Source organism: Streptomyces sp. NPDC001100 (assembly GCF_053598575.1).
The window spans coordinates 273,752-286,040 of the sequence record NZ_JBSFKO010000004.1; the positions used below are offsets into that span (position 1 = coordinate 273,752).

The 12,289-nt window shown below is 70.0% G+C and carries 12 protein-coding genes; 5 read left to right on the top strand and 7 right to left on the bottom strand.

The features are described 5' to 3' along the window. Positions 1 to 60 precede the first annotated feature (60 nt). The 5 genes from ACWDEW_RS07655 (at position 61) to ACWDEW_RS07675 (ending at position 5,566) form a co-directional block, all read left to right on the top strand. A complete protein-coding gene (locus ACWDEW_RS07655) occupies positions 61 to 507 on the top strand; it encodes an SRPBCC family protein (RefSeq protein ID WP_450510544.1) in 447 nt (148 codons plus the stop codon). Positions 508 to 570: 63 nt separating this feature from the next. Next, positions 571 to 1,677, top strand: a complete 1,107-nt coding sequence (gene rlmN, locus ACWDEW_RS07660) for a 23S rRNA (adenine(2503)-C(2))-methyltransferase RlmN (protein ID WP_427919731.1) — start codon at positions 571 to 573, stop codon at positions 1,675 to 1,677. A gap of 134 nt (positions 1,678 to 1,811) precedes the next feature. Then, a complete protein-coding gene (locus ACWDEW_RS07665; protein ID WP_450510546.1) occupies positions 1,812 to 2,888 on the top strand; it encodes a thiamine ABC transporter substrate-binding protein in 1,077 nt (358 codons plus the stop codon). 50 nt (positions 2,889 to 2,938) lie between these two features. Beyond that, positions 2,939 to 4,540, top strand: coding sequence for an ABC transporter permease (locus ACWDEW_RS07670; protein WP_450510548.1), 1,602 nt, complete (start codon positions 2,939 to 2,941; stop codon positions 4,538 to 4,540). Beyond that, positions 4,541 to 5,566 carry an ABC transporter ATP-binding protein gene (locus ACWDEW_RS07675; RefSeq protein ID WP_450510550.1) on the top strand — a complete coding sequence of 342 codons (1,026 nt, stop codon included), beginning with the start codon at positions 4,541 to 4,543 and terminating at the stop codon, positions 5,564 to 5,566. It begins immediately after the preceding gene. Between the two features lie 58 nt (positions 5,567 to 5,624). On the opposite strand, the gene ACWDEW_RS07680 is transcribed toward ACWDEW_RS07675, so the two are convergent. The 7 genes from ACWDEW_RS07680 to ACWDEW_RS07710 form a co-directional block, all read right to left on the bottom strand. Continuing rightward, on the bottom strand, positions 5,625 to 6,308 hold the full coding sequence (locus tag ACWDEW_RS07680; protein WP_450510552.1) for an LAETG motif-containing sortase-dependent surface protein: 684 nt from the start codon (positions 6,306 to 6,308) through the stop codon (positions 5,625 to 5,627). A gap of 161 nt (positions 6,309 to 6,469) precedes the next feature. Next, complete coding sequence (locus ACWDEW_RS07685; protein WP_450510554.1) at positions 6,470 to 7,591, bottom strand: LOG family protein; 1,122 nt, start codon at positions 7,589 to 7,591, stop codon at positions 6,470 to 6,472. A 25-nt stretch (positions 7,592 to 7,616) separates the two neighbouring features. Further along, entirely contained in the window at positions 7,617 to 8,024 is a 408-nt protein-coding gene (locus ACWDEW_RS07690) for a VOC family protein (protein WP_450510556.1), read from the bottom strand. Between the two features lie 63 nt (positions 8,025 to 8,087). Continuing rightward, complete coding sequence (locus ACWDEW_RS07695) at positions 8,088 to 9,437, bottom strand: hypothetical protein (RefSeq protein ID WP_450510558.1); 1,350 nt, start codon at positions 9,435 to 9,437, stop codon at positions 8,088 to 8,090. Beyond that, positions 9,419 to 10,159 (bottom strand): ABC transporter ATP-binding protein, encoded by a 741-nt coding sequence (locus ACWDEW_RS07700; RefSeq protein ID WP_450510559.1) that lies wholly within the window; start codon positions 10,157 to 10,159, stop codon positions 9,419 to 9,421. The genes ACWDEW_RS07695 and ACWDEW_RS07700 overlap by 19 nt, the downstream gene beginning before the upstream one ends. 232 nt (positions 10,160 to 10,391) lie before the next feature. Further along, the gene (locus ACWDEW_RS07705; RefSeq protein WP_200716814.1) at positions 10,392 to 11,771 is read right to left on the bottom strand and encodes an aspartate aminotransferase family protein; all 1,380 of its coding nucleotides are present in this window, start codon (positions 11,769 to 11,771) and stop codon (positions 10,392 to 10,394) included. Further along, complete coding sequence (locus tag ACWDEW_RS07710) at positions 11,756 to 12,271, bottom strand: Lrp/AsnC family transcriptional regulator (protein ID WP_026178557.1); 516 nt, start codon at positions 12,269 to 12,271, stop codon at positions 11,756 to 11,758. The genes ACWDEW_RS07705 and ACWDEW_RS07710 overlap by 16 nt, the downstream gene beginning before the upstream one ends. Positions 12,272 to 12,289: the final 18 nt, after the last annotated feature.

The following is a 12,289-nucleotide window of genomic DNA, read 5'->3' on the forward strand; positions in this document are numbered from 1 at the left end:
GTCGTATGATTTCGGTACAAGCCCTGAAAAAGGGGACCGCCCTCAAAGGAGGAGGGCATCGTGTCCGCCTTCCATGAAGAGTTCGACGTGGACTGCCGTCCCGAGGACGCCTGGGCGTACGTCATCGACCCGTCCCACCTCCCCGAGTGGCAGGAGAGCGCGCTGTCCGCCGAACAGCTCGACGACCGGCCCTTCGGCCTCGGCTCCCGGGTCCGCGTCATCCGGCACGTGGGTCGCCGCGACATGGCGATGACCATGGAGTGCACCGAGTTCCAGCCGCCGCGCGCCTGGACCGTGCGCGGGATCGACGGTCCCGTCAGGGGCAACTTCCGCGGTGAGATCGAACCCGTCGACGACGGACGCCGTACCCGGGTGACGATGGACCTCGACTTCGAGGGACACGGCATCGGCAAGGTCCTGCTGCCCCTCGTCGTACGCCCCCAGGTGCGACGCGAGATGCCCCACAACGAGAAGCTCCTGCGGGAACACCTGGAGCACATCGGCTGATACCGGCTGAAGCGGATCACCGGAAACGGATCACGTCAAACGATCTGCGACACTGGTACAGCCATGCCTAAGCCCGGAGAACTCACATTCGTCGCCCCCCGCGGAGCCCAGAAGCCGCCGCGGCACCTTGCCGATCTCACGCCCGCCGAGCGCAAGGAAGCCGTCGCCGCGATCGGGGAGAAGCCCTTTCGCGCCAAGCAGCTCTCGCAGCACTACTTCGCGCGCCTCGCGCACGACCCGGCGGAGTGGACCGACATCCCCGCCGGGTCGCGCGCCAAGCTGCAGGAGGCGCTGCTTCCTGAGCTGATGACGGTCGTACGGCATCTGTCGACCGATCAGGAGACCACCCGCAAGACGCTCTGGCGGCTGTTCGACGGGACGCTCGTCGAGTCCGTGCTGATGCGGTACCCGGACCGGGTCACCATGTGCATCAGCTCGCAGGCGGGGTGTGGCATGAACTGCCCGTTCTGCGCGACCGGTCAGGCCGGCCTGGACCGCAATCTGTCGACCGGTGAGATCGTGCACCAGATCGTGGACGGCATGCGGGCGCTGAGGGATGGTGAGATCCCCGGCGGACCTGCCCGGCTCTCCAACATCGTCTTCATGGGCATGGGCGAGCCCCTCGCCAACTACAAGCGGGTCGTGCAGTCCATCCGTGCCCTCACCGACCCGGAGCCGGACGGTCTCGGCCTCTCGCAGCGCGGGATCACCGTCTCGACGGTCGGACTCGTCCCGGCGATCCACCGCTTCGCGGACGAGGGCTTCAAGTGCCGGCTCGCGATCTCGCTGCACGCGCCCGACGACGAACTGCGCGACACCCTGGTCCCCGTGAACACCCGGTGGAAGGTGCGCGAGGTCCTCGACGCCGGCTGGGAGTACGCGGCGAAGTCGGGGCGCCGGCTGTCCATCGAGTACGCGCTGATCCGGGACATCAACGACCAGGCGTGGCGCGGTGACCGCCTCGGCCGGCTCCTCAAGGGCAAGCCGGTGCACGTCAACCTGATCCCGCTGAACCCGACGCCGGGCTCCAAGTGGACGGCCTCCCGTCCCGAGGACGAGAAGGCGTTCGTCGAGGCCATCGCGGCCCATGGGGTGCCGGTCACCGTCCGGGACACCCGTGGCCAGGAGATCGACGGAGCGTGCGGTCAGCTCGCGGCCACCGAGAGGTAATCTTCACCCGTACCACCTGTACGTACACCTTCATATCCGACAGGGGAGCGCGCAGCGCTGAGAGTGCGGCAATCGGGCCGCAGACCCTCTGAACCTCGCCCAGGTCATTCTGGGTAGGAAGTTCGGTCATCACCGTGAACACCAAGAAGTACTGTGCTGTCCTCGTGGGTCTCGGCCTGGTCACGCTCTCCGCGTGCGGGTCGGGGTCGGACGGGAGCGGCGGCTCCGGCTCCAAGACCGTCACGCTCGTCAGCCACGACTCGTGGGCCGTCTCCAAGAGCGTGCTGAAAGACTTCGAGAAGCAGTCCGGGTACACCGTCAAGGTCCTCAAGGACGGCGATGCCGGGCAGGCCGTCAACAAGGCGATCCTGACCAAGGACAACCCCCAGGGCGACGTCTTCTTCGGCGTCGACAACACCCTGCTCTCCCGGGCACTCGACAACGGCCTCTTCCAGTCCTACGACGCGAAGGGCTCCGCCACCGTCAAGCCCGCGTACCGCGTCGACGAGACCAAGCACCGGGTCACGCCCATCGATACCGGCGACATCTGTGTCAACTACGACAAGGCCTACTTCAGCAAGCACAAGCTGACCCCGCCGGCCTCCTTCGCGGACCTGGTCAAGCCCGAGTACAAGAACCTCCTCGTCACCGAGAACGCGGCCACCTCATCGCCCGGCCTCGGCTTCCTGCTCGGCAGCGCGGCCCGGTTCGGCGACGACGGGTGGCAGGCCTACTGGAAGCAGCTCAAGGCGAACGGCGTCAAGGTCGTCGACGGCTGGGAGCAGGCCTACGACCAGGAGTTCTCCGGGTCCGCCGGCGGCAAGAAGGCGGGCGGCGACCGGCCCCTCGTCGTCTCGTACGCCTCCTCGCCGCCCGCCGAGGTCATCTACGGCGACCCGAAGCCGACCACCGCGCCCACCGGGGTGTCGTACGGCACCTGCTTCCGGCAGACCGAGTACGCGGGACTGCTCAGCAACGCCAGGAACACCAAGGGCGGCAAGGCCTTCATCGACTTCCTGCTCACCAGGAAGTTCCAGGAGGACATGCCGCTCAACATGTTCGTCTACCCGGTGGTCGAGGGCGCGACCGTGCCGGCCGAGTTCACGAAGTACGGCCCGCAGGCCAAGGACCCCGAGACCATGGCCCCCACGAAGATCGCCGCCGACCGGGACCAGTGGGTCAAGTCGTGGACCTCGCTCGTACTGAAGTAGTCCCGCGGAAGTCCCGCGGAACCAGGGGCGGCGCGACACGGCTCGGCCTCATGGCCCTGCCCGTCGCGTTCTTCGCGGTGTTCTTCGCCTACCCGGTCGCCGCGATCGTCGGGCGCGGTCTCAAGGTGGACGGCGCCTGGCAGTTGGGCCGGATCGGGGACGTGCTGGCGCAGTCCGACATCCGGCACGTGCTGTGGTTCACCACCTGGCAGGCGCTCGCCTCCACCGCGCTCACGCTGCTGATCGCACTCCCCGGCGCGTATGTCTTCGCGCGCTTCGACTTCCCGGGAAGGCATGTGCTGCGGGCCGTAGTGACGGTCCCCTTCGTGCTGCCCACGGTCGTCGTCGGTACGGCCTTCCTCGCGCTCGTCGGCCGGGGCGGACTCCTCGACGACCTATGGGGCGTACGGCTGGACACCACCGTGTGGGCCATCCTGCTCGCGCACGTCTTCTTCAACTACGCGGTCGTCGTACGGACGGTGGGCGGCCTGTGGGCCCAGCTCGACCCGCGTCAGGAGGAGGCCGCACGCATGCTCGGCGCCTCCCGGCTGCGGGCCTGGCGGAAGGTGACGCTGCCCGCGCTCGCGCCCGCCGTGGCCGCCGCCGCGCTCATGGTCTTCCTCTTCACCTTCACCTCCTTCGGCGTGGTGCAGATCCTCGGCGGCCCGACCTTCTCGACCCTCGAAGTGGAGATCTACCGCCAGACCTCGGAAGTCTTCGACCTCTCCACGGCCGCCGTGCTCACCATCGTCCAGTTCGTCGCGGTGGGCGCGATCCTCGCCGTCCACGCCTGGACGGTACGGCGACGGGAGACGGCCCTACGGCTCGTGGACCCGGCGGCGACCGCACGCCGCCCGCGCGGTACCGGGCAGTGGGCACTGCTGGCCGGGGTCCTGGCCTCCGTCCTTCTCCTCCTGGTGCTGCCGCTCGCCGTGCTGGTCCAACGGTCGCTCGACACACCGGACTTCGGCTACTACCGGGCACTGACCCATGACGACGGCGGCACCTTCCTGGTCCCGCCGATCGCCGCGATCGGCAACTCGCTGGAGTACGCCGTCGCCGCCACCGCGATCGCCGTGGTGATCGGCGGGCTCGCCGCCGCGGCGCTGACCCGGCGCGACGCGGGCAGGCTGGTGCGGGGCTTCGACGCGCTGCTGATGCTGCCGCTCGGGGTGTCGGCGGTGACCGTCGGCTTCGGCTTCCTGATCTCCCTCGACAAACCCCCGCTGGATCTACGGAGTTCGTGGATCCTGGTGCCGCTCGCGCAGGCGCTGGTGGGCGTCCCGTTCGTCGTACGGACCATGCTGCCCGTGCTGCGGGCGGTCGACGGGCGGCTGAGGGAGGCGGCGTCCGTGCTCGGCGCCTCGCCCTGGCGGGTGTGGCGCGAGGTCGATCTGCCGCTGGTGCGGCGGGCGTTGCTGATCGCTGCCGGGTTCGCGTTCGCGGTGTCGCTGGGGGAGTTCGGGGCGACCGTGTTCATCGCGCGGCCCGACAACCCGACGCTGCCGGTCGCGGTGGCCCGGCTGCTGTCCCGGCCCGGTGATCTCAACTACGGCCAGGCGATGGCCCTTTCGACGATTCTGATGGTGGTGTGCGCGGTGGCCCTGCTGGTGCTTGAGCGGCTGCGCACCGATCGGACGGGGGAGTTCTAGATGCTGCTCGGTCTTGAGAGCGGGACCGTAAGGTTCGGGGGACGGCCCGTGCTGGACGCCGTCGATCTGGGGGTCGCCGAGCACGAGATCGTGTGTGTGCTCGGGCCCAGCGGCAGCGGCAAGTCGACGCTGCTGCGCGCGGTGGCCGGGCTGCAACCCCTGGACTCCGGGCGGGTGTTGCTCGACGGACGTGACCAGGCCGGGGTGCCCGCGCACAAACGGGGGGTGGGTCTGATGTTCCAGGACCATCAGCTGTTCCCGCAGCGGGACGTGGCCGGCAACGTGGCCTTCGGGCTGCGGATGCACGGGGCGTCGAAGGGACAACAGGCGGACCGGGTCGGCGAGTTGCTCGACCTCGTCGGACTGCCGGGTGCCGCCAACCGTGCCGTCGCGGGGCTGTCCGGCGGTGAGCAGCAGCGGGTGGCACTCGCCCGAGCCCTCGCACCGCGCCCCCGGCTCCTCATGCTCGACGAACCGCTCGGCCAGCTCGACCGGTCGCTGCGGGAGCGGCTGGTCGTCGAACTCCGCGAACTGTTCGGCGCGTTGGGCACGACCGTGCTCGCGGTCACACACGACCAGGGCGAGGCGTTCGCGCTGGCCGACCGGGTCGTGGTGATGCGGGACGGGCGGATCGCCCAGTCCGGTACGCCGCTTGAGGTCTGGCAGCGCCCCGCCGACGAGTTCGTGGCCCGTTTCCTCGGCTTCGACAACGTGGTCGGGGCCACGGTCACCGGAGAGGCCGCCGACACGCCGTGGGGCAAGGTGCCGGTCCCCGAGGACGCTCCCCAGGGCGCCCGCACGCTCCTCGTACGCCCCGCAGGCGTACGCCTGTTGCCCGCCGAGGAGGGCCTGCGCTGCACGGTCGCCGCCCGCACCTTCAGGGGCACCCATGTCGCCGTACAGCTCCAGCCGGAGGGCGCGCCGCGCCTTGAGGCGGCGTGTGCGCTGCGGGAGGCGCCGGAGGTCGGGGACACGGTCGGGGTGGAGTTCGACGCGGCCGAGACCGTCGTACTCGACGGCCGGTAGACATGCGTGTGGCCCGCCCCCACGAACCGGACGGGCCACAGCAGCAACAGCGGGTGGATCAGCGGCCGTTGGTCGCACCGCGGCGGCGCATGCCGTAGTAGACGGCTCCGCCGCCCGCGACGACGAACGCGCCCGCGATACCGGCGATCATGCCGGTGTTGGAGTTGGCACCGGTCTCGGCGAGGTTCGAGCTGCCGGCCGCGGGAGACGGCGCGTTGTCCGTCGTCGTGGCGGGGGCGGTGCTGCTGCTCTCCGAGGCCGACGGGGTCGGGGTGTCGGACTCGGCCGGGGTCGAGGCGGTCTCCGACGGGGTCGGGGAGGCTTCGGTCGGGGTCGGGGTGGGCGATTCCGTGGCGCAGGCCTTGGACGGGGTGGTCAGGTTCGGCGAGATGTTCTTGTTGAGGCCATTGGCGGCCTCGACGTGGACGCGGTACGTCGCGTTCGGCTGCCAGTCCTCGGAGAAGGTGACGGTGACGCCCTCCTTCGAGCCCTTGACGGTCTGAGCCTCGCCGACCTGCTTGGCGTCGGAGCCGTTGTTCTCCAGGAACACCGTGATGGTCGCCTGGGTGGCCGAGGCGTCCTTGTCGGTCACGGTGATGACACCCTTGTCGCCGTCACAGCTGGCTGAGGCGGAGAACTCGCCGATGCTGCAGGCGAGCGCGTTGCCCGCGAATCCGAGCGCGAGCGCGGCCGAGGCGGACGCGACACCGAGGATGCGTACGGAACGTCGAGATATGGACACGTTTGCCCTTCACGGGATGTGCAACTGCGGGGGGTTTAGGGGGAGATGAGGCAGCGTTCGAGGTGAGGCACCACCACCCCCAGGAGTCTCACTGGTTTATAAGTGCTGCGTAAGCAGTGTCAATGCATATCCGGCGTGCGACAGTTGGCTTTACCTGTACTTTAATGAGTGAGACGTTTCAGCGCCTCCGGAGCCTCCTCGATCCGGTCAACGAGGGCGATACGGCTCTCCATCGACCGTTCCCGGGCAAGTGCACGCAGCAGGGGCCACGTCGGCAGCCGCTCCGTCCAGTGCTCCCGGTCCACCAGAACCATCGGCGTCGGCTCGCCGCGCGACTCGTAGTAGTTCGGCGTCGCGTTGTCGAAGATCTCCTGTACGGTCCCGGCCGCGCCCGGCAGGAACACCACACCCGCGTTCGAGCGGGCCAACAGGCCGTCCTCGCGGGTGGCGTTGGCGAAGTACTTGGCGATGTGCGACGCGAACGCGTTCGGCGGCTCGTGGCCGTAGAACCAGGTCGGGATGCCGATCGAGTGGTTGCCCTTCGGCCAGCGGGTGCGGACCTCGAAGGCGCCCTGGGCCCAGTCGGTGACGGAGGGGTTGAACGAGGGTGATCCGGCGAGGAGTTCGCACGCCTTCTCCAGCATCGCGTCCTCGTACGGCGCCGCGTACGCGCCCAGGTTGGCCGCCTCCATCGCGCCGGGTCCGCCGCCGGTCGCCACGGTGAACCCGGAGCGGCTCAGCTCCCGGCCCAGGCGCGCGGCACCGCCGTAGGCCTCCGTCCCGCGCGCCATCGCGTGGCCGCCCATGACGCCCACCACCCGTGCCCCGCGCAGGAGTTCGTCGAGGGCGTCGGAGATCGAGTCGTCGTGGACGGCACGCAGCATCGACGCGTATATGTCGCCGTCCGCCTTGGTCTGCTGGAACCAGGCGTACGCGAGCGCGTCCGGAGTCTGCTCGTACCCCTTGTCGAGCGAGGCGAACAGCTCGGCGGGCGTGTAGAGATGACCGCGGTAGGGGTCGAAGGGGAGATGCGGGACCGGCGGGAAGACCAGCGCGCCGTCGGCGCGGAGCTTCGCCTCGGCCTCCTCGCGCATCGGACAGCCGAGGAAGGCGGCGCCCGCGGTGTCTGTGGTGAGCAACTCCTTTGTACGGTCCGTCAGATCGACGGCCTGGACGCGGTATCCGGCGAGGGTGCCGCGGGCCGAGACGGTCGCGTCGAAGTCCTCGACCGTCTCGATCTCGCGTTCGTCGTGGGGGGCCGCATGGGCCGGGCTCGTCTGCACGGACCCATGCTAGGCACCGGCGTGGTCAGCCCTGGACCGCCGCCGGGTCCATCCACACGACCTCCCAGGAGTGACCGTCGGGGTCGTCGAACGAGCGGCCGTACATGAAGCCCTGGTCGATGGCGTCCGTGCTGCCGGTGGCGCCGGCGGCGAACGCCTTGTCGACGAGTTCGTCGACCTTCTCGCGGCTCTCGGCGCTCAGACACAGCAGTACCTCGCTGGTCGTCGTCGAGTCGGCGATCTCCTTCTTGGTGAAGTCGCTGTACCGCTGCTTGCTGAGGAGCATCGCGATGATCGTGTCGCTGATCACGACACACGCGCAGTCGTCGGTGCTGAACTGGGGGTTGATCGAGTAGCCGAGCTCCGTGAAGAACTTCCTCGACGCGTCGACGTCGTTCACGGCCAGGTTCACGAAGATCATCTGCTGGTACATGCGGGGTCTCTCCCATCGGGTGTGCGTGCTGTTCGGTGGGTAGACCGGCCGTCCGCGCGAAACTCATCGGCCGGCCAGCGGCAGGGCCGCCAGCTCGGCCACGAACAGGGTCAGCGGGAGGAACAGGGCCAGCAGCGCGCCCGCGCGCAGGGCCGCCGCGCTGCGCAGCATCGTCGCGGGGGCACCGAGGCGGAGCAGCGCGGCCGTGGTGTCGGCGCGGGCGTGCTTGGCCTCCAGCGCGGCGGTGAGCAGGGTCGCCACCGTGCAGCCGGTCACCAGGAGCAGACCGAGGGTGGTCAGGGGGCCGAAGGCCGGGGCGTTGGCGTCGTAGAGCGCCGTCATCGCGAAGCCGCCGGACGCCACCGCGCACACCACTCCCAGCGGGCGCCCGATCCGGGTCGCCTCCTCCATCAGCACGCGGCCCGCCAGCAGCCGCAGCGCGCCGGGGCTGACGGACTGGAGCAGCCGCCCGCAGAGGTAGGTGAGCCCGGGACCGGCCAGCGCCAGCCCGATCGCGGTCAGCACCCAGCCGGCCAGGACACTCGCGGGCCCGTCGGCGAGCCCGCCGGGCAGCGACAGCCCGCCGCCGTCGCGCGCCCGGCTGGCGTACGCCTCCACCGCGAGCCCCGCGGCCAGTACGGCGATGCCCCAGGGGAGACCCCGGGGGGCTTCCCTGGGAGCCGCGGGGCGCGAGGGGTCGGGGTGATCGGTGGAGGGTGCGGCTTCGCTCGTGCCCTCCAGCTGTTCGGTCTGTTCGGTCTCCGACGCGCCTCCGCGCGCCCCCGCACGCAGATGCGCGCCGAAACGGCCGTACGCCCCGAAGGTCTCGCGGCGGTCCGGGCGGCCCTGCGCGCCGAAGCGGCCGTACGACCTTGCCGGGCCCTTCTCCGAGGCGGGGCGGAGGTCGCGGGGGCGCAGGGTGAGGGCCACCGCGACGGAGGCGGTCACCGGTACGAGGGCGAGGAGGGTCAGTGCTGCCGGAAGCGGCAGAGGCTGGTCCGAGGCCAGGAACTCCGCCGCCGCTCCGTCGAAGGGCATGCCGGTGAGGTCGCCGCGCAGGTGCAGGAAGAAGAGGAGGGCCAGCATGGAGCCGAGGGCGCAGGCGAGGGCGGTCGTGGTCGCGGAGATGGCCATCAGGCGGGCGGGGCCGAGGCCGATCGCGGAGAGGCCTGGGCGGGGTTTTGTCGCCGGGTCGGTGCGGGCGACGGCCACCGCGAAGTAGACGGTGGCGGCCAGCGGGGTCGCGCACCAGCCGAGGCGGAGGGCCGCGGCGGCGGGGGAGTCGGGGTGGCCCATCGCGTAGCCGAGGGTGCACAGGAGCAGGAAGCCCGTGCCCGCCGAGGCCACCGCGACCAACAGGCGGCGGAGTTGGACGGCGGGGTGCGAGCCGCGGGTCAGACGGAGAGCGAGCACTCGGCCCGGCCTTCCGCTTCGGTGACCGGGGGAAGGTGGACCGTGTTCACGCGGCGGCCGTCGAGAAGCGACACCGTGCGGTCCGCGAGGGCCGCCGTCTCCGCCTCGTGGGTCGCGAGGACGACCGTGATGCCGTGCGAGCGGGCGGCTGTGGTGAGTGTGCGCAGGACGTGGGCGCGGTCCGCGCGGTGCAGCGGGGCGGTCGGCTCGTCGGCGAACAGGACCGTCGGCGCCGGGGCCAGCGCGCGGGCGATCGAGACGCGCTGGCGTTCGGCCTGGCGCAGTTCGTGCGGGCGCTTGCGGGCGTGGTCGCCGATGTCGAGGCGGTCCAGCCACTCCAGCGCGGCGGTCTTGGCCCGGCGGCGGCTGGTGCCGCGCAGCATCAGGGGGAGGGCCGCGTTCTCCCAGACGTTCAGCTCCGGGACGAGCACGGGCGCCGGGTCGATCCAGCCGAAGCGGTCGCGGCGCAGCCGCTCGCGGGTCATCGGGCCCATGGTGTGCACGGGCACGCTGTTGAACCAGACCTCGCCGCGGCCGGGGCGCTCAAGACCGGAGAGGCAGCGCAGCAGGGTCGTCTTGCCGCTGCCGCGGGGGCCGTTGACGGCGAGGATCTCGCCCTCCCGGACGCCGAGCGAGACGCCGCTGAGCGCGGGCGTTCCGTCGTGGTGCTGGAAGTGCAGGGCACGTGCCCAGAGCACGTCGTTGTCCGGCGGGGCCACCATGCGCGTACACCTCGTTCAGATCCGTTTTCCCGTATCGCATCCCCCGTCCGGGGGAACGAAGAGGGGGCCGATCGGTCACTGGCACGCTAAGGAGCGGTCGGCGGGAGCCCGGACAGCACACGGCCCCGGGCCGCCGTTTCTCACTCGAACGGCGGCGCCGGGGCCGGTGTTGATCATCCAGAAGGAAGATCCGAACCTCGCAACGATCGAAGCCTCGGAACGATCGGAACGATCAGAGCTTCGTCCAGGCCTCCGTCAGCACCTGGCGGACGATGCCCTCGATCTCGTCGAAGGTCGACTGGTCGGAGATCAGCGGCGGCGACAGCTGGATGACCGGGTCACCGCGGTCGTCAGCGCGGCAGTAGAGGCCGTACTCGAAGAGCTTCTTGGAGACGAAGCCGTAGAGCACGCGCTCCGACTCCTCGTCCGTGAAGGTCTCCTTGGTGGCCTTGTCCTTGACGAGCTCGATGCCGTAGAAGAAGCCGTTGCCGCGGACGTCGCCGACGATCGGGAGGTCGTGCAGCTTCTGCAGGGTCCCCAGGAAGTTGGCCTCGTTGTCGAGGACGTGCTGGTTGAGGCCCTCGCGCTCGAAGATGTCGAGGTTGGCGAGGCCGACCGCGGCGGAGACCGGGTGGCCGCCGAAGGTGTAGCCGTGCAGGAAGGTGTTGTCGCCCTTGTAGAACGGCTCGGCCAGGCGGTCGGAGATGATGCAGGCGCCGATCGGGGAGTAGCCCGAGGTCATGCCCTTGGCGCAGGTGATCATGTCCGGGACGTAGTCGAACTTGTCGCAGGCGAACATCGTGCCGAGGCGGCCGAAGGCGCAGATGACCTCGTCGGAGACCAGGAGTACGTCGTACTGGTCGCAGATCTCGCGCACCCGCTGGAAGTAGCCGGGCGGGGGCGGGAAGCAGCCGCCGGCGTTCTGCACCGGCTCCAGGAAGACCGCGGCGACCGTCTCCGGGCCCTCGAACAGGATCTGCTGCTCGATCTGGTCGGCGGCCCAGCGGCCGAAGGCCTCCGGGTCGTCGCCGAAGAGCGGGGCGCGGTAGATGTTGGTGTTCGGGACCTTGTGCGCACCGGGCACGAGGGGCTCGAAGGGGGCCTTCAGCGCCGGCAGGCCGGTGATGGACAGGGCGCCCTGCGGGGTGCCGTGGTAGGCGACCGCGCGCGAGATGACCTTGTACTTGGTGTGCTTGCCCTGCAGCTTGAAGTACTGCTTGGCGAGCTTCCAGGCGGTCTCGACGGCCTCGCCGCCGCCGGTGGTGAAGAAGACCTTGTTCAGGTCGCCGGGCGCGTAGTGCGCGAGACGCTCCGCCAGCTCGACGGCCTTCGGGTGGGCGTACGACCAGATGGGGAAGAACGCCAGCTCCTGCGCCTGCTTGGCCGCGGTCTCGGCCAGCTCGGCGCGGCCGTGACCGGCCTGGACCACGAACAGACCCGCGAGACCGTCGAGGTAGCGCTTGCCCTTGTCGTCGTAGATGTAGGTGCCCTCACCACGGACGATCGTGGGAACGGGCGCGTTCTCGTACGAGGACATGCGGGTGAAGTGCATCCACAGGTGGTCGTACGCGGTGCGGCTGAGGTCCTTGCTCACGGTTATCGGGTTCCCCACATGTAGGTCTGCTTCTTGAGCTTCAGATAAACGAAGCTCTCGGTGGAGCGCACTCCGGGCAGTGCCCGGATGCGTTTGTTGATGACGTCCAGCAGGTGGTCGTCGTCCTCGCAGACGATCTCGGCGAGGAGGTCGTACGAGCCCGCGGTCATCACCACGTACTCCACTTCCGGCATGGCCGTCAGCGCGTCCGCCACGTTCTCGACATCGCCCTCGACGTTCACACCGACCATCGCCTGTCTGCGGAAGCCCACGGTGAGCGGGTCCGTGACGGCGACGATCTGCATGACGCCCTGGTCGAGCAGCTTCTGGACGCGCTGACGCACGGCCGCCTCGGAGAGGCCGACGGCCTTGCCGATCGCGGCGTACGGCCGGCGGCCGTCCTCCTGGAGCTGCTCGATGATGGCGAGGGAGACGGAATCCAGATGCGGAGTCCCGTTCCTGGACTCGCGGGAGTCCCTGTGTTCTGCGCTACGACTGGCCACGGCTTCACTGTGCACGACGTCTCGACCGTTCCG